We start from the raw sequence: 24,296 nt of genomic DNA, 5'->3' as shown, positions 1-24,296 counted from the left end.
ACGATGATGGCTGAAATTAAGCCGATGCCTCGCAATCCGAACCTTACCGATCTGCTTGACCGCCAGGATAAAAACGGCGATCTGATCGAGATCAAAGAGGTTCTGGACCTCACAAATGAAATGATTCCGGACGCCACATGGGTGGAGTGCAACAACAAGTTTTCTCACAAGACGACAGTCCGTTCCGGTTTGCCGACAGTCGCCTGGAGAATGCTGAACTACGGTGTTCAGCCGTCCAAGTCTCAAGTTAAGTCTGTGTTCGATACATGCGGCATGCTTGAAGCGTTCGCCGTGGTGGACAAGAAGCTTGCCGAGATGAATGGCATGAAGGAGTCGTGGCGCGTTAGCGAAGAGCACCCCTTCATTGAATCCATGAGCCGCGAGTTCCAGCGCACTTTACTGTACGGCGACACATCCAAGAATCCTGAACGGTTCCTCGGTCTGGCTCCGCGTTACTCCACACTGAACCCGAAGAAGGCCGCCAACGCCGTGAACGTGATTGATGCGGGCGGAACGGGTGACGATCTGACCTCCATCTGGCTGATCGGCTGGGGTCCTGACACTGCGCACTGCATCTATCCAGAAGGCTCCCCCGCGGGGCTTCAGAAGAATGACATCGGTGAGGAAGCCGCATACGACGAAGCCGGCGGCGAGTACCGTGTGTTCAAGACTCACTTCTCGTGGGACGTGGGTTTCACATTGCGCGACTGGCGTTACGTCGTCCGTATCGCAAATATCAGCAAGTCGATGCTTCTGTCTCAGCCGCCGATCAACAACGGCGACTCCGTAACAGTAGGCGGTAAGGAAGTGCCGGGCCATAACCTCTACGAGCTTTTAGTTAAAGCCGTGGTTCAGGTCCCGTCTCTCTCCGGAGCTCGCTTCGCGTTCTACTGCAACCGAACGGTCGAGACATACCTCAGACTTCAGCGCACGAACATTCACAACGTCCAGCTTACGCAGGAAGAGGTCGGCGGCCGCACCGTTACCAAATTTGACGGTATCCCGTTCCGCAGAGTGGACGCCTTGGAATTCGGCGAGGCTCAGGTCACAAATTGAGGAGAGAGCGATGATTATTGATTTTCTTGAACTGTTCACAGACAAGGACGGAGATGAGCTCACAGGCGATCAGGCCTCCAAGTTCGCAATCGATTTCGAGCAGGAGTCTCCGACAACAGGCTATGACGAAGGCAGACCGGTTGCGGTTGCGGCGCTTCTTGAAGCCGCCGGAGCTGATGTCACATTCAAACTCCAGGACTCCGACACACTGGACGGTCCTTTCACGGACTGCTCGGGAGCGGTGACGTTGGTTGACGGAGAGGCGGGTGCGCAAGTCGCCATCCCGCTTCCTCTGAGACACAAGCGTTACATGCAGGCTCACTTCAGCGGGGCGAGTGCAGGGAAGGTTAAGGCGTTCATCACCTCGGGCTTCCAGGACAACCCCGCCTTCGAGCAGGCGCCGGAGCTAGGACGCAACTCGTAATTTTTCAGAGATACTCCTTGGGACCTTTGGGGCGCTTTTTGTGCGCCCCTCTTTTTAGGAAGCATTGAATGGCTGATGTCGTTTCTATCTGCAATTTAGCGCTGTCGTACTTGGGTGATGCCGCGAACGTCGTCTCAATTGATGCGCCTGAAAAAAGCACGCAGGCTGAACTCTGCCGACGGCTGTACCCCATGGCGGTACGCGCTTTGCTTGACATGCACGACTGGAGCTTTGCCACAAAGCGCAAGGCGGTTCCCGAGCTTGTTGACGAAGGGGGCTTTGGCTGGAGGAAAGTATTTCAACTGCCGTCTGACTCGCTAAGGGTTATCAGCGTGAAGGAGTACCGCTATCAAAGCGTGCTCCGGCACCCTTTTGCACATGTCTTCCCTGACCACGACCCGACACAGGCGGAGTTCGAGGTGAAGGACGGAAAGATATATTCCAACGTTGAAAACGCCGTCGTGCAGTACGTTTCTTCGAACACAGACGTGAGCCGCTTCACTCCTGATTTCGTCGTGGCCTTAGCGTACTTTTTGGCCCATCAGCTTGTAGGCGCACGGGTGAAGGGCAAAGAGGGTCAGACGCTTGCTCAGGCGTTGTTCAAACAATTCCAAGTGTCTCTGTCGATCGCAAAAACCAAGGATGCGAGCCAAGAGCAGAAGCGCATCCACTTTGTCCCTTCATGGATAAAGGCGAGGTAAGCAATGGGCATTAAAAAGGTTCAGGTTGGTTTTTCGTCGGGCGAGTTTTCTCCCTCGATGTACGGAAGATTTGACGACCCGAAGTATGCGCAGGGATTAGCCCGATGCAGGAATTTCATTGTCCGACCGCAGGGCCCCGTGGAGCTTCGCCCGGGCACTCAGTTTGTGCGTGCTGCAAAGTTCGCAGATCGGCCCTGCCGTCTGATTCCGTTCACGTTCACGGTCGATCAGACGATGGTTCTGGAGTTCGGCGACGGCTATATCCGATTTCATACCATCGGCCAAACTCTAATGGGCTCTAACGGTCAGCCCTATGAGGTAGCAACCCCTTACCGAGCGGCGGACTTGTTCGAACTCCATTACGTCCAAAGCATGGACGTGATGACGATCGTTCATGCGAACTACCCACCGAAGGAGCTGAGGCGCTACGGCGCGACGGATTGGCGGCTTACTGATGTTCAGTTCAGAGCCCCGCTGACACCGCCCACGATCACGTCGGTGGTGTTCACCGTTGAGCCAAGCGACGGGGTGACGCTTACTGAGGGAGAGAAAACCCGCTACACGCTGAAGTACAAAGTGACTGCCGTCCAGGACACGGGAGACGGCATTCAGGAGAGCGAAGCGAGCGCGATAGGCTCCTGCAAAGGCAACCTCTATTTGAATAGTTCGGGTGTGACGATCACATGGTCGGCGGTGGCCGGCGCAAGTCGATACCGCGTGTACAAGAACAAGGGCGGTCTTTACAGTTTCATTGGCGAGACTGAGGAGCTCTCGCTTAACGACGACAACCTGGACGCCGACAGCGGAATTACACCGCCCCGATATGACCAGGTTCTCGGCAACGGACGCAACCCTAGTGCTGTCGCATATTTCGAGCAGAGAAGATGCTTTGCAGGGACGCCGCAAAACCCGCAGACGGTGTGGATGACTCGAAGCGGCACGGAGTCTGACCTCAGCTACACCATCCCGAGCCAATCCGACAATCGCATCCGGTTCACAATCGCGGCTCAGGAGGCGTCTAAGATCATCCACTTGATTCCGCTTTCACAACTAGTAGCCCTTACGAACTCGACGGAGTATCGAATTTCTGCGGGGAGCGGTTCTGGCCTGGCTCCTGATTCGATCGACGCCAAGGTTCAGGCAAACATTGGCTCCTCCATGGTTCAGCCCGTGATCGTGAATTCGACCATGGTTTACGCGGCGGCTCGAGGCAACCACGTACGGGAGCTCGGTTACAACTGGCAGGCCTCGGGCTTCTCGACGGGCGACATCTCCATTCGTTCCGAACATTTCTTCGAGAACAACCCCGTCAAGGACATGGCGCTCTCGAAAGCGCCTGACTCGATCATTTGGTGCGCAATGTCTGACGGCTCCCTGATCGGCTGTACTTATCTGCCCGAGCAAAATATCTGCGGCTGGCACCGTCACGACTTCACGAACGGAGCGGTCGAGTCGGTGACGACGGTAGTAGAGGGCGAAGAGGACGTCGTTTATTTGAGCATGAGACGCACGATCAACGGGGCCGTTGTGCGTTACGTCGAGCGCATGCACGAGCGCTTTTGCGCCCGGCTTGAGGACGCGTTCCACGTGGACTGCGGCGGCATTTATCAAGGCGCCGCAACCAAGACGATCTCGGGCCTTACCTGGCTTGAAGGACAGAAAGTATCGATCTTCGCCAATGGCTGTGTTCTTCCACAGCAGACCGTGGTGAACGGCACAATCACGCTGAGCCAGCCCTCAACAAAGGTGTTCGTGGGCCTTCCGATCACAGCGGATTTCCAGACGCTGCCAGCCTCGGTCCAGCTTCAGGATGGCTCCTACGGTATCGGGCACTCTAAAAACATCAACGACGTGTATCTGCGGGTCGTCAAATCTTCGGGCGTTTTCATCGGCCCCGATTTCGAGAACTTAGTGGAGGCTAAGCAGAGAACGAGCGAGCCTTACGGGTCTCCTCCCGATTGGATGGAGAAAGAGATTTCAATCATGCCGTACTGCGCCTGGAACGATGCGGGGCAGATTTGTGTGCGTCAGGTGGACCCGCTCCCCTTGACGATCGTTTCAGTCGCAGTTGATTTAGCACAATGAGGATAACATGGCACTTAGTCTTTCACTGAGGACGGGGCCGAAATTAGGCTTCAGTCACACAGGGTTCACAACGAGAACGGAACCCTTTGCTGAGGTGACGCAGAAATTTGGCATGCCAAGTCTGTTGGAGACAGCCCCGGTAGGGCCGTCAGGAAGCAGTTTCATTGGCGAAGCGTACGTGGTTCCGGAGTCTCCGAAGATCGATACGGCTCCGAAGACCGATACGGCTTCGAAGAGCGGTTGGTCCGAGGGGCTGAGCAACGGAATGCAGGGCGCCAGCATCGGTCTGGCAATCGGTCAAATGATCGGCTCGGTTTATTCCGCGTACTCGACAGGGAAAACTCTGAAGTACGTCAGCAAGAAGCAGGAAGAGATTGCCGAGAACAACAGACAGATGGCGCAGATGTCAGCCGAGTCGGCGTACCGTCAGGGCGAGAGCCAGATGGCTCAGCTGACCTACAAGGCCGGCCAGGTCAAAGCTCAGCAAAGAGTCGCTATGGGCGCCAACGGCGTGAAGATCGGCTCGGGCTCAACTGCTGAAGTTCTTGCCTCCACTGAGGTCATGAAGCGACTCGATATGAATTCGGTCAAGCTGAATGCGATCAGCTCTGCTTGGGGCTATAAGGCTCAAGGGCTTCAGGCAAGCAACGCGGGTTCAATCGCCCGCATCATGGGTGACTACCGAGCGAGCGAAGGGGTGTCGCAGGCGGCAGGCAGTTTGTTGGAAAAAGGCTCCGTTGTTGCCGATAGGTGGAGCCGCTACTTTGGAGGCTCCTAATGGCTAAGGAAATTTCAGATGTATCCGCGGGCGGCTACGCGCCGAGAAGAGGTTCGGTCAGTGTTCCCAAATATGACGGATTCCACGTCAGAGAGAACCAATGGGGATACAACCCCGTATCGCTTAACATTCCGATCGCTGAGGAGTCAAAGTTTCATGGCCTGTTGGACAAAGCATCCGCTCGGTTCGACCACATGGTAGCAAAGGTGCAGGCCGAGCAGGATGACGCTCGAGTCACCGCGGCGATCACAGATTTAAGGCGTCACGCTACAGACCTTGAAGCAGGCGAGAACGGCTGGAGAAAGCTTTTGCAGGCGAACGCTCTGGAGCCTGACGATCAGGGAAGGGGGCTTGTTGAGCGAGTGGACGCAGATATGCGCTCCTACGGAGACAAGATCGGAGAGAAGCTCACGGGTCGGCAAAGAGCTGCCTTTAACCGCCATGCGATGAACGTCTACCAGTCGGTCTACGGCGGCGTCTCGAGTCACGTCGCAAATCAGGGCATGGAGTATCAGAAGGGCGTCTACACCTCTGCAATCGACTACGAGGTCGAAGCCGCCTCAGTCAACGGCTATAAGCCCGATCTTCTGGCCGATGGGGAAAGCCGCCTCACTGAGAACGTGGACAAGTTGGCATCTCTTCTTGGTATTCCGCAGGACCAGAGGGAAAACTTTAGGCGCAAATACACGTCGAATCTGTACGCCAATGCGATCGACGGTGTGATGTCCAATGCGGGGCCAAACCCGTCAGTCGGTTTTCAGGCGCTTGGCCTTTTGCAAAAACACTCGAGCAAAATGCTGGGCTCGGACGTCAACCGTCTGAGAAGAACCATTGACGTTGCGGTGAAAGAGGCTAAGGCGCAGATCACAGAGGACAAATTCAAAGCGGAGCACAGCGGCTACACCCTGATGCAAAACGGAGGAGAGGTCCGCCGCATCCTCAGCGAGCAGGGCGTCAGCATCCCCGCAAACACAGGAGACGCTGCGGCGCTTGAGGACTTCACCGTGGGCGTCATTCACGGCTTGGGGAAACTTCAGACGGACACGAGCGAAGTTACGCACGACGGCAAGAAATTCTCTGCCCGGTCTCGTTACGGCGCCTCCAACGTTTCGCTCGAGAATGCGTATGAGCTCGACAAAAACGTTGACCCGAAGCGCCTCCTAGACGACAAGGCCTACAACATTGGGATGGGCGTGAAGGTGTACAAGGACCATCTGAGACAATTCGCGGGCGACAAGCAGGCGGCGTTTGCGGCGTATTATTCCAGCCCTCGAGAAGTTAAAGCCGCTCAGAAAGAAGCAGAAGAGGATACCGAGGGCGCAAGCTGGTTTGACCGTCTGCCGAAGAACGTACAGGAAAAAGTCGCACAAAGTATGCACGCCTTAGAGGCTTACTCCTCGACGGGTGCTAAGGGTGCTGACGGCAAGAGCGTGAACTCTTTCACTCCTGCCGCGTTCAGGGCTCAGCCCACGTGGATGACACCGAATCAGATTGAACAATGGCTTTTAGAAAAGGACCCGAGGGCTCGTACGGACCCAAGCTACAGGCATTTCGTGTTTGGTCGCCTCGTTGCCGAGCAGAACCGAGAGCAAGCCGAATTTAAGCAGCGCCAAGAAAATCTTCTTGCGTACGTGACCGACACAATGTATGCGAACGGCGGCGACCCGTCGTCGGTTGACCCGAGAGCGTGGGCGCAGTTAACACGCAAACAGCAAACAGACGCCCTGGCGATCGCTGAAAAACTGCAACGAGGCGAGGACACGACAGACCCCGCGGTCGCATCTCTCTATGCGAACGACGACCAGCTCAGAGCCGTTTCTCTTGACGGGCTGAAAATGTTGCGCCCGCATTACTCGGAGCGTGATTTCGCAGTGCTTCAAACCCGTTGGTTCAAGGTCCAGTCCGAAGGGCGAACCGCTCAGGAAAAACAGGAGCTGGCACGCCGCGCAGGCATCCAGGGGCAGGTCCTGCCTGAATTCGTGCCGGCTTCTTCCAAGGTCAAACAGGCCATGCTGGCGGTTCCCACCCTGGCAAAACTCAAGGATAAAGACAAGGACGGTACGTCTTTCAACAATGCGGCTCAAACGTTTATGAGCGCAATCGCAATTGAGGGGCAGATTTCAGGCACGGCCATCACTGACGAGCTGGGCGTTATGAAGGCAGTCGGTCGAATGACGAACGGCTTGGGGGGCGCAGACCCGGGGAAACTCGTGATGCTCTTCGGTACCAAGGCAAGCACGCTCCCTGACGAAGGGCTTACTGACGTGAGAGACATCAGCAAAACAATCGCTAAGGACAGGTACGGCCACGAGCCTTCAGACCTGGAGATCATGAACGTCGCTCGCGAGATCGTGATGAACCGCTCTCCGAACGTGGACGTAAGCAAAATCGTTTTTGATGAGGCGTTCGCTCAGAAGGTGCGCAAGGACTTCAGAGAGATCAAGGGGAGAGACCCCGTGGGCGCCGAGTTTCTCAGAGCCTATTTCTTGGCTCGTTGTTCGAGCGAAACAGCAGACAGGCAGGAGGGGTTCTCCGTAATTCGAGACGAGGGATATTAATATGGGACTCAAAGAACAGCTTCAATGGGAAGACAAGGTTAAGGCTGAGCAGGGCCTGATGTCGTCGTACCTTATCCAGAAGACACCCGAGCAGTCGGCTATGCTTCTGAACAAGGCAAAAGAGCTTCGCATGACGCCGGAGCAGGCCGCGCTCGTTACGCCCGAAGAGGACGCCGAGCGCCTCACGAACAAGGCGAACATAGCGGGCATTCAGGCCATGGCGCCTGTGCTGGTTGAAAAGATGAGAGAGCCGAACTTTGCGAACGTCGTACGTGAAGACCTCGGCAATATGAGTCTCATGGAGTCCGCAATCTGGAAGCTCTCCACAGCCGCAGGTATTAAGCCGAAAGGGGTAGGGCGATCTGCCGCCAACTCCTGGACGAGAGCGATTCAGGGCCTATTCAGAAACGAGACTGAGGCGATTGATCTGAAAGAGCGGATTGACGAGATCAAAGCCAAGCAGGCGCTCATTGCCAACGGGGCAACTCCTGATGAAGTCTTCGCAGGCAAAAACGAGGAAGAGACGATTATTAATGCCGCGCGCTTTAAAAATGAGCTCGACTCCCTTCCCGAACTGGAAAAGCAGTACGAGACAGCGCTCGAGAAAAAGCGCTACCAAGAGTGGAGCAAAGCTCAATATCCGGTTTCAGACGCGACGCAGAAATTCTTCGCAAACAAAGACGATTGGAAGAAAGCGGCGGACGCTTTTTTCGAGGACCCTGTGCAGATCGCGGCCGATCTTTTTCCTGAATCGGTCGTGCAGTATGCGCCAGCGCTTGCGGGCGCGGCTATCGCTACAGCAGTCGGCGCCCCCGTTGCCGTTTCAGCCGCTTTGGCCGGTATCTATTCAGCCGCTCTGGATTACAAGTCTCAGGTTGACGAGGGCGTCAAAGAAGCGGGCGTGAACTACATGGAGCCGAAGAAGGCCGGTCAGGCGCTGACCTCTGACGTTATCGACGAGGCAAGACGCAAGGCGGGAGCGCACGCGCTCTCCGTCGGTGCGTTCGATGCTCTGTCCTTGGGTGTCGCCTCCAAGGTTCTTCTTCCGAAGGCGCTTGTTGCCCGCTGGGCTGAGGCGCCCGCAAAGAAGCACTTCGCAAATATGGCCGTCCAGGTTCCTCTCGGCGGGGCGCTTGGAGGTGCGGGCGAAGCAGGCGGCCAGCTTCTCGCTGAGGGGAGGATTACCTCGTGGGCGGACATCTACGCCGAGATCGCAGGCGAAGGCTTCATGGCTCCGATTGAGGTGGCGTCCACGTCACTGGAAGCCCGTTCAGAAACTCTGCAAAACAAGGCGCGCGCGGAGCTCAAGGCTCAGGCCGCTCAGAAACTGAATGAAGCGCTAAAGGCATCGTCAGCTGTGAAGATCGACCCGTCAACGGTCGAGTCCCACATGGAGGAGGTTGCGCAAAGATCAGGTTTGACTTCAGTCTCTATCGACGGTACCGCACTGGAAGTTTTGTCTGAGGCCGACTCCAAGGCCCTGTCGCCTGAAGTAAAGGAGCGCATCAAACAGGCTAAGCAGAATGGGACTTCGGTTGAGCTTCCCCTTCCGCAGGCCTTAGCTTTGATGAACGAGAATCCCGAGGTTGCGGGCTACCTATCCTTCAACGGAGAGCCGTCGGTCAATGAGGCGGCTATTCAGGATGAAGAGGTTAAAGCGGCTGCGGCCAGACAGCTTGCGGCCGCACGTTCCGCAACGGCTGAGCTTTTCAACGCTGAGGTTGCCGATGTTGGAAGACTTGTCGGCGAGCAGGTTCTCAAGGCGACAGGAAGCGAGGAGGAAACGCAGGCTCTTCAAGCGATTGTCCAGTCCTTCGTCGCCGCAAACGCCCTTGACCTTGATATGTCTCCGAAGCAGTTCTGGCAGGAGTACGGAGCAAGCATTCTCGGAGAGCCCGACGTCAAGCGAGACGCGAAAGGTAATCTCGTTGAGGTAGAAGGAAAGAATCCGAGCCTGTGGAAGGCTGATGCGTTTAGCCAGTCGTGGGGTAGGCTTGAGAGATTCAAGATTTCCATCATTGATATTAAGGATAAGTTTGTAGGCAACTATAAGGACCTAGCCAAGCATCTGAAGAGCTTATCCGGGAAGGAGCTGAAATTGGGGGTTTCCGGTACCGCCACTTTGAATGGTAGGGGAATCAGGGAGATCGTCAGCCGTCCGGACCCGACCCGTGTAGTTGACGAAAACGTGTTTAAAACTGCGGTATCTAATCTTGAGCAGCTTCTTGCTAATTCGTTTTACGGCTGGTCAGCTCCCGACAGAAAGAACCGTCCTGCAATCGACCACGTGGAGAAACACTTTTCCGGCTTTATCCATAGAGGCAAACCGTACGCTGCAAGAATTACGGTTCGTGTTATTTCCGAACCTAAGGTAGGAAAGAAAGTCTACGAGGTAGATGCTATCGAGATTGAAAGTCTCGATAGTGGTTTAAATTGGGTAAACCAAGCGTACGCGAAAGACAAGGCCTTGACGAAAAACTCCTCTGTAACCGAAGCTACAGAGGAGGGCACACGTAGGCGGGCGAACCCCCTACACGATGTCCAAAGTATAACCCCGATGTCCCCCGATGTTCAAGAGCTTATCGAAGCGCTGTCTCATTTGCGCAACGGTTCTTTCTCCCAAGCTTCTAGGGGCGACTTCTATCCCGAGCTGAAACTTATCGCTCGTTGGAAGAGTGCGGACCGCTCGACGCTTCTGCACGAGACTGGGCACATGTTCCTTGAAGCAAGGATGCAGGCGTACGCGGATATGCTCAAGAGGGGAGGCCCAAAGACGGAAGGAGAGAAGCACTTTGCGGAAAACATGCAGAAGGTGCTCAAGTTTGTCGGCGTGAAAAGCCCTGAGCAGTGGCAGTCCATGTCAACGGACCAAAAGAGAAAGGGGCACGAGAAGTTCGCCCGCTCCTTCGAGGCTTGGCTTATGCTCGGCAAAGCTCCGAGCGAAAACCTTCAGGGCGTGTTCGCTCAGTTTGCTTCCTGGCTTAAAAAGCTATACATGTGTCTCTCGGGAATTCCCGGCGCTCAGTTCGACGAGTCAGTTCAGAATATGTTCTCCAACATGTTCTTAGCTGAAGCTCAGATTAGAGAAGCCACTATCCGCCAGAACGTGGAGGCACTTTTTGCTACTGCTGAGGAAGCGGGTATGACGCCTGAAGAGTTCGAGAGCTACCACCAGAGTGTTAACGACATGATCGCAGAGGCCGAGGCTGAGCAGACTGAACGCAACACACGGCTTTCTGAGAGAGTGAACGCTATGCGCCGCAAAGCGCTCAGAGAACTCCAAGGCGAGGTGAAGGGAGAACTCAAGCGCATCAGGGACGAAGAGCAGAAAGCGTTTGAAGCAACCGACACCTATAAAGCTTGGGACAAAATCCACAACGGCGCAGCGGTTGGCGGCAAGAAAGTTTTCTTCAAGCTCTCGATGGGAGAGCTTCTCGCTCTTGGTTTTACCAAGCGGCAGGTTGAAGAGCTTCACAAGGCTGGGCTTGCGGTGAAGCAGCCGAGAAAGGGCGGACTTCCGATTGATGACCTTGCGGCAGCCCTGAACTATCCTGACGCAAAAACCATGGTTGAAGACTTGCTCAACAATCTCAAGCCGAAGGATGTCATCAACCAGCGGGCCGCCGATCGCTTCGTTCGCGAGAACCCTGAGCTTGCGACGCCTCAGCAGGTTCAGGACGCGGCAGTGGCCGCCATGTTCAATGACGCCAAGATCAAGGTGCTGACCGCTGAACTGAAAGCCTTCCTGCGCATGGCAAGAAAGCAAAACGTCGCAATCAACAACGAACAAATGGCGGTCCTTGCTGAAGAGGCTGTCTCCAAAATGAAGTACTCGGATATCAAACCGTCCAAGTACATCACCGAGGCTAATCGAGCAAAGAGAGAAGCCCGTCAGCTGTGGGCGAAAGGAGACATCGACGGAGCAATCCGAACAAAGCGTAAGGAGCTTGGGTTCGCACTTATGGCAAAGGCGGCAAAACAGGCGCTGACTTACCGCTCAAAGACTCGTCGCTCTTTCGATAAGTTCAAAGCGAAAGTCAAAAAGAGCGTGGACCAGAGACACTGGGAGCTCATCCAGAGAGCGCTTGCCAACATGGGGCTTTTCACGGAAAAACAGCTGTCGCTTAATCCCGAGAGCCAAAGCTTTGAACGAGCCCTTCACAAGCTGGAAGCGGAAACAGGAGCAAACCTCGACCAGTTCCAAGTCATAACTGATGCGATTACTCGAGCGGATACTGCGTTTCTGGAGACGCCTGAGGGGTTCACGCAGTTCAAGGAGTTCACGGCCGCGCTTGAAAAACTCGGGCGAGACGAGAAGCACTTCACGCTTGAAGATAAAAAGATCGAACTCGATCAACTCGAGCAGGACGGAGCAGACAGCATCCGAGCGGTTGCAGACCAGCACGGCCGAGGAGCGAAGCGTCTTCGTGAGCGAAGCGGAAAGTCAGAGCGCTTCAAGAATTGGCTTATTAAGTTCGGCTTATCTCAGGCCCGAGCCTCCGCGCTCATAGCCGTGTTGGACGGGGCTTACGACGGAATACTTACTAAGCTAATCATCCACCCGTACGGCCACTGCGCCAATAAGCAGGCTGAACTCCAGGCAAAATTCTCAAAAGAAGTTGACCGAGCGCTCTCGCCAATCCTTAAAGACCTGAGAAATAGACGGCCCATCGCAAGCAAAACATTTAACGGAGCTGAATTCAGCATTGAAGAGGCCTTCACAATCCTTCTTAACTACGGCAACGAAGGGAATCGCCAGCGAATAGCCGAGACACTGGCCGTTGATGGCATCCACATTCTTGAGGACCACGACCCTAAAGACCCTGCCGCTGTCGCCCAGGCTTGGGCAAAAGCTGACGCAGTGATGGATGCGTTTTTCCAAGAGATGCTCCCTGATGAGCGTTTCTATAAAGCGGCAGAAGCCGTGTGGGACACATTTGAGAAAAGCCGGCAGGAGGTGGATAAGGTCATCAAACGGATGAACGGCCGCACTCCTCTTTGGGTTCAGCCGATGCCTGTTCAGATTGGAAACAGAACCCTTAAGGGCGGTTACTATCCGATTGTTTATGACCGCAAGGCCTCGTTGTCAGGAGCCCGTTTGGCAAGCGTGGACGGGGTCAACAGCATGCAGTCCATCTTCTCTAACCAAGGTGTGGCGGACGGACACTTGAAGGGTCGCTTGACGAAATACAAGAGGCCTGTTCTTCTCACGACCCGAGCGCTTTTTGACGGGCTGAACGAGCAGACGTACTACTGTGCCTTTGCCGAGTTCATGAACGACATGCGAAAACTTCTCAACCCTGACAGCCCGATCGCAAAAGCGATTCACGAGCGCTACGGCTCCGAGTATTACCAAGCGATCATCGATTGGCTCAAAGACGTTCGAGAGAACGGGCGAGGGAAGACGACGAGCTCTGACGGTGTGGCAACACTCCTACGCCACGGGGTGTCAATTGCAGGCATCGGGTTCAACTTCGGCGTGGCGGCTATTCAGGTCGTCGGTCTTACGCAGTCGGCGGCTCTCCTTGGCCCCCGCTGGCTGAGCCGCGGTATGGCTGAAGCGATGAAACACGGAACGAATGCCAACGCTTGGGTGTGCGGAAAATCCGCCATGATGCGTGATCGCACACGCACTCAGTTCAGAGAGGTTAGCGAGATCAGCTCCCGAATCAACGGGGCTTCCACAGTTATGGCTAAGTTGCAGGAGGCGGCCTACGCCCCGCTCACGATGGTTCAGCTGATGGTCGATATTCCCACGTGGTTTGGTGCGTACGAGAAAGCGCTCCATGAGGGGCACTCTGACGCTGAAGCTGTGGACCTTGCGGACTGGGCAGTGATGAACTCTCAGGGCTCGGGAAGACCTGGAGACCTATCAGCGGTCGAGCGCGGCAACCCGTGGCAGAAACTATTCACTGTTTTCTATACGTTCTTCAACACCGCGCTGAATCTTGCGGTCGTGTCAGGCAAGACGCAGAGCACGATGAAAGCGGCCGCTCAGATTCTCACGATTTGTATCCTCCAGCCCGTGCTTGAGTACGGAATTCGGGAGGCGGCGTCTTTTCTCGGGCAGGAGGACGACGATGACGAGGACGAATTCTGGGTGAAGCACCTGAAAGGCGCGGCCATTGCCTCCTTGCAGTTCGATGCGGGAATGGTGTGGGGTGTACGTGAGTTCGCTTCGGCAATGAGCGACTACGGATATCGCGGCCCGACTGCGATGAGAAAGTACACGGACTCAGCCAAGGCGCTCAAAGACGCTCAGGGTATTCTCTTTGAAGATAAGGAGTTCACGGAAAGAGCGCTGCGGGATTTCATCTCCGCTCTCGGCTCTTGGACGGGTATTCCTGTCTCGCCAATCAACCAGGCGATCAAAGGCTACAACCTGATTGAGGAAGGGGACTCGTACTTCTCCCTGATTACCGGTAAGTAAAGATCGTTGCATTGAGAGGCGGCCTGTCTGCAAGAATCCTTCAAACAAACAAGGATTCTTGCAATGGCCGTACAGAACATTCCCCGCAAAGCGGGTCCGACTATAGGAAACGGGATTCTCAAGGAATTCCCGTTTTCCTTCAAGGCGATTCGTGAAACAGATGTGGTAGTCAAGACCTCATCCGGTACCAGCGTTACGGATGAAGAGGTGACTCTGCGCTACGGCACGGACTACACTGTTACCTTGAACAGCAACCAGGACGAAAGAGCCGGGGGCTCGGTAGTGTTTGTGGATGCGCCCGCTAAAGGTGTGAGGGTTGCGATCACTTCGGACACGGCGATTGACCAACAGCTGGTGCTGACTAACCATGACGGTTTCCTTCCTGAGTCGCTGAACGACGCCTACGACAAACTCACCATCATCTGCCAGGAGCTCAAGGAGACCTTGAGCCGCTGTCTGATCGTTCCTCTCACCAGCGAGAAAACACCACAGGAGGTTATGTCTGATCTTCTGGAGGTCGCGAACAGAGCGGCTGATTACGCTCAGCGGGCGGAGGCAATCTACAACGAGGTTGTCTCCACCGGCCAGAATGTCTCCGCCACGTGGCAGGAGATTCAGGAAACCAAGGCGCTTATCGATATCCACAAGGCGGCGATCGATGCAGCAGTGGCACGAGCCGAGGAGGTACTGGCTAGAGTTGAGGTGATCGGTAAAGCAACAGACGTGCTTGCCCCACATGTTGCAGATCTTCAGACGAACGCGCATCACATTGATGAAATCCACCGAGTCGGCTCCGATCTCAGGGGGTTCGAGACAGATACGCTTGACCTGGGCGCGATCACGGACACAAACATCGACGGTGAGACTCGGGTTACTGAGGGCTACATCAAGAAGGTTGCGGACCATATCGACGACTGCATCCACCCCGTGGGCGACAACATTGAGAAAGTCGAGAACGTCAACAACAACATGGAAGACATTAGGATTGTCTCCTCGGATTTGCAGGGGTTCTCTTCTCCGACGCTCGATCTCGGCCTCGTCACAGAAGCGCCTGAAGACATACCGACTATTGAGGGCGGGTACCTCAAAACGCTATCGGGTATCTCGTCTGATATCGCCGCTCTGGGCCCGAAGGCAGACGACATCACCACGCTGAGAAACAACCTTACAACTCTGGAGACGACCAACCGGAACCTTGCGTCCATCACTACCGTTGCCGAGAGCATTACTGATGTGAATGCTGTCAGCGAGAACTGGCCGACGATCGAAACGGTCTATCGATCACTGGACGATATCGGGACGGTTTCGGACGGCATCAACCATGTGACGGCGGTGTCAGAGAACCTGGAAAAGATCACGGCTGTGCAGGAGAAACTCTCTGCTGTCGATGCAGTGTCTGACAATTTGGCGATCGTTGAGAGTGCCGCGGGTGTTGCGGAAGAGCTGGAGACAATCCGCCAGGAAGTCTTAGAAGCCAACGCTACGGCTGGCTTTTCTTTCCGTTATTTAGCGACAGCTGAGGGCTCGCAGACCGTTGAGATTAGCCCCATCACGCCGGCTGTCAACACCAAGGTCGGCGACCATGTGGTCAGCTCAATCGGAGATTTTTTCTCCGTTGTAGCAGTAGACCCTACCGCGGGAACGGCTACTTTGTCGCCCAAGCTCGGTAGTTTTAAAGGCGAGAAGGGAGACAAGGGCGACGGCCTTCAGGTGGCCGGAACCTATCCCGACTATGAGTCGCTTTCCAAAGTTGAGGGGGAAGAAGGAAAAGTCTATTTAGCAGGACTTAACCTCTATGTTTGGACGACGGAAGAGGTTACGGATGAAGACGGAGTAACTACTACCATTGGGTCTTGGGTTAACGCGGGAGAGCTTGTTGGCCCGAAAGGGGAGACGGGTGCTACCGGGGCGCAAGGTCTTAAAGGCGAGACGGGAGAAAAGGGCGACACCGGGGCGACACCCATTATCGATATTGAATCAACAACCCTTCCGGCCGGTAGTGCAGCGACCGTTACGAAGTCGGGCACCGACGAAGCTCTGCTTTTTACCTTTGGGATCCCGACGGGTGCTACTGGAGCAACGGGCGAAAAAGGGGAGACGGGTGCTACTGGAGCAACGGGTGCCACCCCCGTAATTACGATTTCAGTTGAGATGCTCGACGCAAGTGCGTCTCCCTCGGTGGTTAAGAGTGGCACTGCCGAGGCCCCAAGCTTTGTGTTGAAAATACCGAGAGGACAAACAGGAGCTACGGGTGCCGCAGGGCAAATCCCTGAATTGGTTGATCTAGGAGGTCTTAGCTGATGCCATTGAAAATCATTCAATTCCGAGGCGGAACTTCTGCCGAGCATACGTCGTTCACAGGTCACGACCGAGAGGTGACCGTGGACACGACAGAGAAACGAGTGCGGGTGCATGACGGCTCGACCGCAGGTGGTCACAGAATCGCCAAAGAATCAGAGATTCCGACAGCGACAAATCAATTGACAAACGATGTTTACCGCTCAAGCTCAAATCTGACAAAGCTATCCCAGCTGACGGCAGACGTTGCGTATTGGAAGAAATCGGAGTTGGTGAATGTTTCACAGCTTACCAACGATAAAAAGTACATCGCGGGGCATTGTTCGCATTGCACATATTGCGCCTACTGCACGCACTGCTCTTAGGAGAATAAATGTCAAAGGTCATTCAATGGAAGCACGGGACGACAGCACAGCACGCGTCGTTCAAGGGTCGAGCAAAGGAGATCACGATTGACGATGATCTCCACACAATCCGAGTTCACGACGGCTCAACAGCAGGAGGAACAGTCCTCGCAAAACTTGGTGAGCTTCCGACAAAACTCTCTCAGCTTACGGACGACGTGGGGGTGTGGCGGTCTTCTGAGCTTACAAAACTTTCTCAACTGACAAACGATAAGGGCTTCCGGACAAAGACGAGCCTCACGAAGATCAGTCAGTTAACAAACGATAGGAATTATCTAACGGGTCACTGCTCGTACTGCTCTTACTGCACGTACTGTTCGCAATGCTCGAATTGTCACAACTGTACGACCGTGAACTGCACGACGGTGAACTGTACAACGGTTAACTGCACGACGGTTAAGTGCGCGTACTACGACTACTGCTCCGCATGCCAATGTGGCGATGATAACTAACAGGGCTTCGACATGGTGAAAACAATTCTTTTGCGCGGCGGAACGACCGCTCAGCACGCAAACTTTAAAGGTTACAACCGTGAGATCACGGTAGACACAACGAAGAAAACCCTAGTTGTACATGATGACTCGACCGCGGGCGGCATTCCGTTAGCGAAAAAGTCTGAGATACCGACCAAGTTGTCTCAGCTCACGGAGAACGCGGGCCTTTGGAAAAAGACCTCGTTAACTAAAGTCAGTCAATTGACGGACGACGTGGGCTATTGGACAGGACTCAGCAAGGTCAGCCAGCTAGCCAACAATTTGAATTGGAAAACAGCTCACTGCTCTTATTGCTCTTACTGCACGTACTGTTCTCAATGCTCCCGATGCAGCAATGTGCACTGTTATCAAGTTCAGTGCAACCAAGTTCACTGTGGTCAGGTCCAGTGTGCGGGTGACTGCAACAGATGCGAGCGTTGCAACGGTGACTGTATGGATACGGGGTATTACAACTGTATGAGCAACTGCAGTTCTGCGGACTGTGGCGACGACAGTTCATAACAAACGCTTGTTGATTGTTCGATTGTTTAACTTTTTTAGGGAAATATAAATGCCTCATTTTAGACATGTCATTGCAAAGGAACTGCCGATCGACCACTTCTCTCTTGCCGTGGACGAAACCCGAGCCGCTTTTCGATTGCTGGCCCCGACAGACGGTTTTGACATTGCACCGGACGCCGAATATGTTCCGATCGAGAAGCTGTCAACGACAGAGGAGCTGGGTAGTCGCTATTGCAAGATGAAGCACAGCGAGCTGTATCAGATCAACGACCAAGATTATGTCATTCTTGCAGAAATAATCATCGATAAAACTAAGCCGGAGTTCCAGCGCGTGTGGGTACCAGGGGCACACTTTGTTACTTGGTTTGACGGTCGTGTGTTCCGTTGCGACCTAAAAGGCGGTCTTACATACTTTGATTTTCGAAACACTGCGGAGTACTGCCGGTACATGGGCGGTATGTGGTTGTTTGACTTATGGGTTCGAAACCCGGCAGCGCCAGTGACGGAGTGTGCCCGATCGATAACAACCACGGCTGACGCCACAATAATTACTAACGTTGATGACCTAGGCGACGTTTGGACGGCTGACGACGTGATGACAGGCACTACATCTAAGTGGCTGAATTTGGCTTACGAGCTTACCCCGTCTTCTGAAACCGTTGCACCAGACGGGTGGGTCGATTTCACGCTGACACTAAAGGATGGGAAAACTCACGAAGTCGCATCCGACATCACGTGGGACGGCTACATTGTAGAACCCGTGGATGGCTACGCACCGCACAAACGCCTTGCTGTCACTAATGGCGTCGGCCGCTTTAGAGCACAGGCCCTAGGCTTACAGGACGGTGAGTCAATGCGGATGAAAATCAATCACCGCTTCTTCACGTCTAGGGCTGAGGCGGTGGTTCGGGTGAGCGCCGATGGTTAAACACGTCAACCTCCTGATTGGGAGCGCCTGCAACATGAAATGCGGGTACTGCCTACAGACGAACGAGCAGTCCCCTGCCGACCACAAGGCCGACCCTGTAGCATTTGCGCATAGGCTTGTGAAGTATTTGGAGGGTTGCCGTGTTGAGCGCATCGCATATTGGGGCGGCGAGCCCATGCTGTACTGGGAGCGAATCAAAGCTCTGCACAGCACCCTGAGGGGCCTCGGTATCACGCCTCAGCAGTCCACGATTACAACAAACGGGCGAGCGCTGACGGATGGTTACGTCGAGTATGCCAATGCCAATCCTGACATTTTTACGGTGGTTTCCTGGCACGACGGGGAATTCACGGACGAGCAGCTCGACTTGATTTTCCAGCTCAATCAGTTCTCAATCTCGATGTTGGTCCACCACTATCAGACGGACATGTGGGCGGCGCGGGACCTCTACTATGCACTGGGCGAGCGCTACGGGCGATATCCCAATACAGCTGTACATTTTTTACGGGCCAACGACGGATGCGCTAAGGACTACTACATGACGCAGGAAGACGTGGATGTCTTCTGCTCGCACCTCGAAACGGTGATCGAGATGGCGCGCCTTGGCGACCAGTGGGCGCTTTGGCAGTGCTCTCAGCTTCTCTACCACCGCAACACAGTTAGGTCTCGGGTCGGTCCGATGTGCGTGAGAGACGAGCTTCTGAGTGTTGATCTGCACGGGAACACTTACGCCTGCCATCACAATTACGACGCATCCAACATTACCGGAAACATCTTCAAAAAGATTATCCCGATCAAAGCCGTTGCTCAGCTTTCACCGAGACGGTTCTTCGACAGCGACGAGTGCCGGCAGTGCGAGGCGCTTGAGGAGTGTCGAGGGGGTTGCTACACGTCCAACACTCATGAGATCGATTGCTACTTTGCCCGCAAACGGTACCGTCTTTACCAAACCATGGAGAAACTATTCAAATGAAACTTGCGCTTAACTGTAGAACCCACGACGGTAAAAATGAAACGTGGGTCTACGACAACGTAACAAATGAAATTTTTGACGGGCAGGGTAATCCTGTTGATCTTACCAAAGATGAACGACTCCGGGCCTATGCCATGCTCAGGGAGCAGAAAGGACAGGCGGGTTTCTCAAACTCAAAGTCTAAGGACCTCTGGGACCTGCGCATTCAGCTCGGTCTCAAGTGCAACATGAGCTGTAAGTACTGCGCCCAAAGTGATAGGGAAAATGAACGCTGGGTGTCGTCCCCTAAAGATGTTCCTGCATTCATCGAACGGCTGAAAGCCTCCGGCATTAGGGTTCACGGCGTGATCGAGCTTTGGGGCGGCGAGCCCTTCGTCTATTGGAAGACTCTTCAAAAGCTCGTACCTGCACTGCGGGAGCTGTACCCAGAGGTGCGCTTTGCCATCATCACCAACGGCACCTTGATTGATGAGGAGAAGATAGCGTTCTGCGAGGCCTACGGCATCAGTCTCACATTCTCCCATGACGGTCCGGGCTACCACCTGAGAGGAGCTGACCCGCTGGATGACCCGGCAATGGTAGACATGTGGCGACTAGCGTTTTCCAAACTGCACTGCTCAATCAACTGCGTGCTGTCGCCCGCGAATACCGACGTGGACGCCATCGCCGACTTCTTCAAGGCTAAGTTAGGGAGCATCCATCTGAACTTTGAGGGCATCATGACGCACGTGGGCGTCCAAGACTCCGAGCTGATGTTTACGGCAGAACAGATGCTCACGCTTCAGAAGAATATTTTTAAAGCGCTGACCCGGGAAGGTTGGGACAAGTTCCCCGCGCTTACAGGCGAGAGTGACCGCCTTCTCAAAGCGCTTGTGAAAAGAACGAAGCTCAGCCCTAATGCGGTCAAGTGCATGATGAACCGAGAGGACAACGCGGCGATAAACCTCAAAGGCGACTTCCTTTCCTGCCACGATCACTGCACAGAGGAGGGATGTGTTGGCACGATCGAGGCTCCTGAAGCAGTCGATATCTCGAAGCACTTCAAGCCGTGGAGTGTCAGAGAGAAGTGCAAGAAGTGCCTGGTGCTCACTCTGTGCCGCGGAGCCTGCCCCCAGATCGAGGGGCTTGCGAGAACGCTTACATGCAAGAACGAATTTGGCTACCACTTCGCTGTTTTTCAGGCGGTCTTCTGGCTTCTCTTCGGCCTGAGTCTTGAGAGTTTCGTCCCTCTGGAGGACCCGCATGATTAAGCACACTGATCTAATTAATACTCTCATCGCCTGTGTGGGAGGTCTCGGCTTAATAGCGGGGCTTCTCCGCTACGTTGACGACTGGAGAGAAAAACGAAAAGAAAAGCCAATCGAGTTCTCTGTCCTTGAAGCAATGTGGGAAGCACTATCAGGAGGCGTTACTGCTATCGGGGTCTTCTGGATTCTTCAGGGGAATGGCGTCAACGAGCTTGCCGCCGTCGGGATTTCATTTATGGCCGCATATCTGGGCGTAAGGATTATTGCCTATTACGTCAAAAAATTTCTGGATAACAGATTAGGAGCTAAATCATGAGCATCTTCTTAAACGAGTGGGCTATCCGCTTATGCAGATCAGCGGCCATTGCCATCGCCATCTGTTTCGGTTTCCTACTGGGTTATTACTACTGCGAGAGGTCTGTTGTATTTGACGAGATCAAAAAGGGCATTTGGGCCAACGAGCGAGCCATCCAACACAACACTGAACTGATTCACGAGCTTTATAAGAAGCATGAGGAGGGCAGATGAGAAAACAAAACCTTATGCTGTACCCGCCTGAGATAGCGTCCAGCTTCATTGCCGAGCAGGAGGGTTTTTCTGCGCTCGCTTACCGGTGCCCGGCGGGGCGGTGGACGATCGGATTCGGCCACACAGGAGACGTTCACGAGGGTGACGTCGTTAACAAGGGTGAGGCCTACAAGCTTTTAGATAGAGACCTACAGCGCACTCAGGAGGAGCTGGCAACGCTGATTTATATCGATATCAATGAGAATCAGTTCGTCGCCCTCATGAGTTTTGTCTACAACTTCGGACTTATCAAGTGTCGGACGTATCGGTTGTTCGGGATGATCAACCGAGGCGAGTGGGATAACGTCCGGACATGGTGGCCAAAATATTGCAGTCCCGGTACCAAGTATGAGAAAGGACTGAGAGATCGGCGAATGCGGGAATTAGAACTTTTCTTTTCGTAAAAATTAAAACCGCCCTGTGTTGGTAGCACAGAGCGGTCTTTAACAATCTTTATGGAGCTTACCCATGAGTGAAATTATATCAGTTATTGGAATATTCTTAGCAACATTGATGGGCACATTCGGTATGAACTTTTGGAAGCTGCTTGAAGAGTGGCAGATGGGTCCGACTAGAACAACACTGCGGAAGACATACGGCCTCTGCTTCATTTGTGTGGTGCTTCTTAATCTCGGAATATACCTTTGGCGGCTTTTTAACGTACAGGGAGGAGGGTCTCTCTATCCGACCTATATATCCAGAAGCCCGCAGGAGTGGTTAGCTGGGGGATTAATTTCGTCTTTGGTTTTATGGCTCTTCCTCTGTTTCCTTGTGCGGGATAAATATCTCTTCGACCTGGGGCAACTTAGGCAGGGCTTGTTAAATGCTATCGCCCGCTGGAAGTGGTTTTACATCGTTGATCTGACCACCTTGGCAGTGTCGTATAGCTACCAAGCTTATTTCTACGGGTGGTGGCCGTGGTAGCAAAGGTTATCGGAGCGCTCCTTGTGGTCGTTTCCGCATACTTCTACGGATATCACCAGGGGCAGAACACGGAGGAACTCAAACATGCCCGTACTCAAATATCAGCGCTCGAGAGAGCGATCGAGGAACACAAGGCCAAACAGGCGAACGACGCGCAGGCTTTATCTGATCTGCGGATTGCTGAGTCTCGTGCTCGTGATGAGTATGAGTGGATGCGCGGCCAGTTGTCCGAGCTTGAAAGAAGAGCCAAAACCGCTGCCGATAGACAGCGTAATCGATGTCTACAACTGGCAGTCGAGGGTAGGGAACTACTCGACCAGGCTCAAAGAGCAATTAAATTCTGCGAGCAGAACCACAAATAACGTCCGAAGGACAATAGAGAAATAAAAAACCTCACGACACGCTGTGGTGTTTTGTGAGGTGTTTTCACTGTTTACTCTCTAAAAGCCTTGAGGCTCAGGAGAGGTTGGCGCGCCAGGCAGGAGTCGAACCCACGACCACCTGGTTCGTAGCCAGGTACTCTATCCAGCTGAGCTACTGGCGCAACCGAGGAACGAACTATACCAGTCTTTTTTTATGTGTGCAAGTCGACAAAAACCATTTTGGGTGAATTTCAAAATAAGAAACGAAGCAGCATGAGTCGGAACGATCGGACCGTCCTTTCTGCCTAATACAACAGCCGAAGCCTATGGAATTAGTTCGTTGGGAGGGGGTTCTATCATGGGAAGGATATGTCAGTTCTTGTCTGTACGACAGCCTATTTAAAGGCTATGACGGTAAGCCAAGATCCAGAAAGAGATTCTGAGAGCGCGAGGCGGGACTCCGGGCGCACAACACGTCATATCTCAGACTACCAACCGCAACTCAGACAGCGCGCCGGCTCACGCTGCTCCATCTCAAACCCGCCCCACAGATAACCGGCTGCGAACGGGCCGAAGCAGTCTTGAAACGCTCTCAGAATCTCTGATCGCTTATGATACCGTTTTTGAGGAAGAAAATAAAAGGAACAAGGAAATCACCGAGTTTATTCTGCACAATAAGGAAGGTAACGAACAGAATAAGCTTGATTAAAAGCTTACAGACGACAAGTATTGCTATTTCAGAATGCGGGGGCCATTAAAACAGCATCGCTTTGATTTACCGCTTGTCTATCTTGCGCTTATCCCTGTTCGGTTTATATAGGTCGTGCCGAAAAAAGTCCCGTGCATGTGACTGCTGAGGAAATTTCCACTTGTCTTCGAGAGGCAAACGTTGCCCCACAACTGCTAAGTGAAGACAGCTCAGTCTTTGCAACTATGGAGCGATGGGGCAACCTCAGAAAGGGTCTTGAGCGGCAAAGGACTTCTGAGCTCGTAGAAATGATTAAAAAACATCAAAGGCACCGTCGATCTTAGAGGCTTGCGGATTAACAATGCTAAATAGGTTCTGTTCCTTGCAAGAGCTCGCTAGAAGTCTAAAGACAAAGTTCCAGGACTCTAACAGCGCAGTGCTGACTCTAAAGAGGTTGGATTTATTATGACGCAGAAATAATTCTTAAACTGCCCCCAACCTAAGTAACACAAGGGATAAAGGCTTTTTTATTTACTGAAAAATTGCAGAACTAGAGAACTAAAAATTTAAAAATCACAAAAAATCCATTTATTTCAGTGGAATAAAAGGATTTTTTGTGTTATACTAGATTACCTAATTAGATAATCGATTGTAATTATGAATACACCAAAACTTCCTCCGCTCATTATTAAAAAGAGCCCTTCGGCTTATTACGTTTACACCTATAAAAATAAGTGGGATTCCGAGAAAAAGAGAAGTTATCGAGTTAGCTTCAAGAAGGTCGGTACTGTTACCTCCGGTCAGAAGGAAGGCCGAATCCGCTGGGACGAACACTTTTTAGCTGAGCGCCCTGAATTAAGGGATTTTATTTGCCAACG

At 53.5% G+C, this 24,296-nt stretch carries 19 protein-coding genes, 1 tRNA gene and 1 pseudogene; 20 read left to right on the top strand and 1 reads right to left on the bottom strand.

All coding sequences use genetic code 11. The features are described 5' to 3' along the window. The first annotated feature begins 6 nt into the window (after positions 1-6). The 19 genes from E5987_RS00105 to E5987_RS00015 all read left to right on the top strand — a co-directional run bounded on the left by E5987_RS00105 (position 7) and on the right by E5987_RS00015 (position 22,730). On the top strand, positions 7-1,056 hold the full coding sequence (locus E5987_RS00105) for a major capsid protein (protein WP_237178658.1): 1,050 nt from the start codon (positions 7-9) through the stop codon (positions 1,054-1,056). Positions 1,057-1,066: 10 nt separating this feature from the next. Next, complete coding sequence (locus E5987_RS00100) at positions 1,067-1,480, top strand: Bbp16 family capsid cement protein (protein ID WP_160334049.1); 414 nt, start codon at positions 1,067-1,069, stop codon at positions 1,478-1,480. A 68-nt stretch (positions 1,481-1,548) separates the two neighbouring features. Continuing rightward, positions 1,549-2,181: a phage connector family protein gene (locus tag E5987_RS00095; RefSeq protein WP_160334048.1), complete on the top strand. Its 633-nt coding sequence runs from the start codon at positions 1,549-1,551 to the stop codon at positions 2,179-2,181. A gap of 3 nt (positions 2,182-2,184) precedes the next feature. Next, positions 2,185-4,266, top strand: a complete 2,082-nt coding sequence (locus tag E5987_RS00090) for a phage tail protein (RefSeq protein ID WP_160334047.1) — start codon at positions 2,185-2,187, stop codon at positions 4,264-4,266. Positions 4,267-4,273: 7 nt separating this feature from the next. Beyond that, positions 4,274-5,044, top strand: coding sequence for a hypothetical protein (locus tag E5987_RS00085; protein WP_160334046.1), 771 nt, complete (start codon positions 4,274-4,276; stop codon positions 5,042-5,044). Beyond that, positions 5,044-7,602, top strand: coding sequence for a hypothetical protein (locus tag E5987_RS00080; RefSeq protein ID WP_160334045.1), 2,559 nt, complete (start codon positions 5,044-5,046; stop codon positions 7,600-7,602). The genes E5987_RS00085 and E5987_RS00080 overlap by 1 nt, the downstream gene beginning before the upstream one ends. Before the next feature lies 1 nt (position 7,603). Further along, on the top strand, positions 7,604-14,032 hold the full coding sequence (locus E5987_RS00075; protein WP_160334044.1) for a hypothetical protein: 6,429 nt from the start codon (positions 7,604-7,606) through the stop codon (positions 14,030-14,032). A 63-nt stretch (positions 14,033-14,095) separates the two neighbouring features. After that, a complete protein-coding gene (locus tag E5987_RS00070) occupies positions 14,096-16,333 on the top strand; it encodes a hypothetical protein (RefSeq protein ID WP_160334043.1) in 2,238 nt (745 codons plus the stop codon). Next, positions 16,333-16,695 carry a hyaluronate lyase N-terminal domain-containing protein gene (locus E5987_RS00065; RefSeq protein ID WP_160334042.1) on the top strand — a complete coding sequence of 121 codons (363 nt, stop codon included), beginning with the start codon at positions 16,333-16,335 and terminating at the stop codon, positions 16,693-16,695. The genes E5987_RS00070 and E5987_RS00065 overlap by 1 nt, the downstream gene beginning before the upstream one ends. Positions 16,696-16,703: 8 nt before the next feature. Next, positions 16,704-17,186 carry a hyaluronate lyase N-terminal domain-containing protein gene (locus E5987_RS00060; protein ID WP_160334041.1) on the top strand — a complete coding sequence of 161 codons (483 nt, stop codon included), beginning with the start codon at positions 16,704-16,706 and terminating at the stop codon, positions 17,184-17,186. 12 nt (positions 17,187-17,198) lie between these two features. Continuing rightward, complete coding sequence (locus E5987_RS00055) at positions 17,199-17,729, top strand: hyaluronate lyase N-terminal domain-containing protein (RefSeq protein ID WP_160334040.1); 531 nt, start codon at positions 17,199-17,201, stop codon at positions 17,727-17,729. Positions 17,730-17,778: 49 nt separating this feature from the next. Next, the gene (locus tag E5987_RS00050; protein ID WP_160334039.1) at positions 17,779-18,657 is read left to right on the top strand and encodes a hypothetical protein; all 879 of its coding nucleotides are present in this window, start codon (positions 17,779-17,781) and stop codon (positions 18,655-18,657) included. Continuing rightward, entirely contained in the window at positions 18,650-19,630 is a 981-nt protein-coding gene (locus tag E5987_RS00045; protein ID WP_160334038.1) for an SPASM domain-containing protein, read from the top strand. The genes E5987_RS00050 and E5987_RS00045 overlap by 8 nt, the downstream gene beginning before the upstream one ends. Further along, positions 19,627-20,880, top strand: coding sequence for a radical SAM/SPASM domain-containing protein (locus E5987_RS00040; RefSeq protein WP_160334037.1), 1,254 nt, complete (start codon positions 19,627-19,629; stop codon positions 20,878-20,880). Before E5987_RS00045 ends, E5987_RS00040 begins: the two co-directional genes overlap by 4 nt. After that, positions 20,873-21,193, top strand: coding sequence for a phage holin family protein (locus E5987_RS00035; RefSeq protein ID WP_160334036.1), 321 nt, complete (start codon positions 20,873-20,875; stop codon positions 21,191-21,193). The genes E5987_RS00040 and E5987_RS00035 overlap by 8 nt, the downstream gene beginning before the upstream one ends. Then, on the top strand, positions 21,190-21,405 hold the full coding sequence (locus tag E5987_RS00030) for a hypothetical protein (protein ID WP_160334035.1): 216 nt from the start codon (positions 21,190-21,192) through the stop codon (positions 21,403-21,405). The genes E5987_RS00035 and E5987_RS00030 overlap by 4 nt, the downstream gene beginning before the upstream one ends. Then, the gene (locus E5987_RS00025) at positions 21,402-21,848 is read left to right on the top strand and encodes a lysozyme (protein ID WP_160334034.1); all 447 of its coding nucleotides are present in this window, start codon (positions 21,402-21,404) and stop codon (positions 21,846-21,848) included. Before E5987_RS00030 ends, E5987_RS00025 begins: the two co-directional genes overlap by 4 nt. Positions 21,849-21,912: 64 nt before the next feature. Then, positions 21,913-22,368, top strand: a complete 456-nt coding sequence (locus E5987_RS00020; RefSeq protein ID WP_160334033.1) for a hypothetical protein — start codon at positions 21,913-21,915, stop codon at positions 22,366-22,368. Continuing rightward, positions 22,362-22,730: a hypothetical protein gene (locus E5987_RS00015; RefSeq protein WP_160334032.1), complete on the top strand. Its 369-nt coding sequence runs from the start codon at positions 22,362-22,364 to the stop codon at positions 22,728-22,730. The genes E5987_RS00020 and E5987_RS00015 overlap by 7 nt, the downstream gene beginning before the upstream one ends. A gap of 105 nt (positions 22,731-22,835) precedes the next feature. Here the strand turns inward: E5987_RS00015 and E5987_RS00010 are convergent. Then, positions 22,836-22,912: transfer RNA gene (locus E5987_RS00010), tRNA-Arg, on the bottom strand. A gap of 1,163 nt (positions 22,913-24,075) precedes the next feature. Here E5987_RS00010 and E5987_RS00005 point away from each other — a divergent pair. Then, a pseudogene (locus E5987_RS00005) lies at positions 24,076-24,296 on the top strand (IS1634 family transposase); the annotation flags it as partial.

This window comes from Parasutterella muris (assembly GCF_009767915.1).
Classification (GTDB): Bacteria; Pseudomonadota; Gammaproteobacteria; order Burkholderiales; family Burkholderiaceae_F; genus Parasutterella; species Parasutterella muris.
The sequence above is the reverse complement of the archived record's forward strand: the minus strand, read 5'-3'. Positions and strand labels throughout refer to the sequence as shown.

What these genes read in the sequence shown, in the direction of transcription:
- E5987_RS00105 (WP_237178658.1), top strand. Translation starts at nt 7, where the DNA reads ATGGCTGAAATTAAGCCGATGCCTCGCAATCCGAACCTTACCGATCTG.
- E5987_RS00100 (WP_160334049.1), top strand. Translation starts at nt 1,067, where the DNA reads ATGATTATTGATTTTCTTGAACTGTTCACAGACAAGGACGGAGATGAG.
- E5987_RS00095 (WP_160334048.1), top strand. Translation starts at nt 1,549, where the DNA reads ATGGCTGATGTCGTTTCTATCTGCAATTTAGCGCTGTCGTACTTGGGT.
- E5987_RS00090 (WP_160334047.1), top strand. Translation starts at nt 2,185, where the DNA reads ATGGGCATTAAAAAGGTTCAGGTTGGTTTTTCGTCGGGCGAGTTTTCT.
- E5987_RS00085 (WP_160334046.1), top strand. Translation starts at nt 4,274, where the DNA reads ATGGCACTTAGTCTTTCACTGAGGACGGGGCCGAAATTAGGCTTCAGT.
- E5987_RS00080 (WP_160334045.1), top strand. Translation starts at nt 5,044, where the DNA reads ATGGCTAAGGAAATTTCAGATGTATCCGCGGGCGGCTACGCGCCGAGA.
- E5987_RS00075 (WP_160334044.1), top strand. Translation starts at nt 7,604, where the DNA reads ATGGGACTCAAAGAACAGCTTCAATGGGAAGACAAGGTTAAGGCTGAG.
- E5987_RS00070 (WP_160334043.1), top strand. Translation starts at nt 14,096, where the DNA reads ATGGCCGTACAGAACATTCCCCGCAAAGCGGGTCCGACTATAGGAAAC.
- E5987_RS00065 (WP_160334042.1), top strand. Translation starts at nt 16,333, where the DNA reads ATGCCATTGAAAATCATTCAATTCCGAGGCGGAACTTCTGCCGAGCAT.
- E5987_RS00060 (WP_160334041.1), top strand. Translation starts at nt 16,704, where the DNA reads ATGTCAAAGGTCATTCAATGGAAGCACGGGACGACAGCACAGCACGCG.
- E5987_RS00055 (WP_160334040.1), top strand. Translation starts at nt 17,199, where the DNA reads ATGGTGAAAACAATTCTTTTGCGCGGCGGAACGACCGCTCAGCACGCA.
- E5987_RS00050 (WP_160334039.1), top strand. Translation starts at nt 17,779, where the DNA reads ATGCCTCATTTTAGACATGTCATTGCAAAGGAACTGCCGATCGACCAC.
- E5987_RS00045 (WP_160334038.1), top strand. Translation starts at nt 18,650, where the DNA reads ATGGTTAAACACGTCAACCTCCTGATTGGGAGCGCCTGCAACATGAAA.
- E5987_RS00040 (WP_160334037.1), top strand. Translation starts at nt 19,627, where the DNA reads ATGAAACTTGCGCTTAACTGTAGAACCCACGACGGTAAAAATGAAACG.
- E5987_RS00035 (WP_160334036.1), top strand. Translation starts at nt 20,873, where the DNA reads ATGATTAAGCACACTGATCTAATTAATACTCTCATCGCCTGTGTGGGA.
- E5987_RS00030 (WP_160334035.1), top strand. Translation starts at nt 21,190, where the DNA reads ATGAGCATCTTCTTAAACGAGTGGGCTATCCGCTTATGCAGATCAGCG.
- E5987_RS00025 (WP_160334034.1), top strand. Translation starts at nt 21,402, where the DNA reads ATGAGAAAACAAAACCTTATGCTGTACCCGCCTGAGATAGCGTCCAGC.
- E5987_RS00020 (WP_160334033.1), top strand. Translation starts at nt 21,913, where the DNA reads ATGAGTGAAATTATATCAGTTATTGGAATATTCTTAGCAACATTGATG.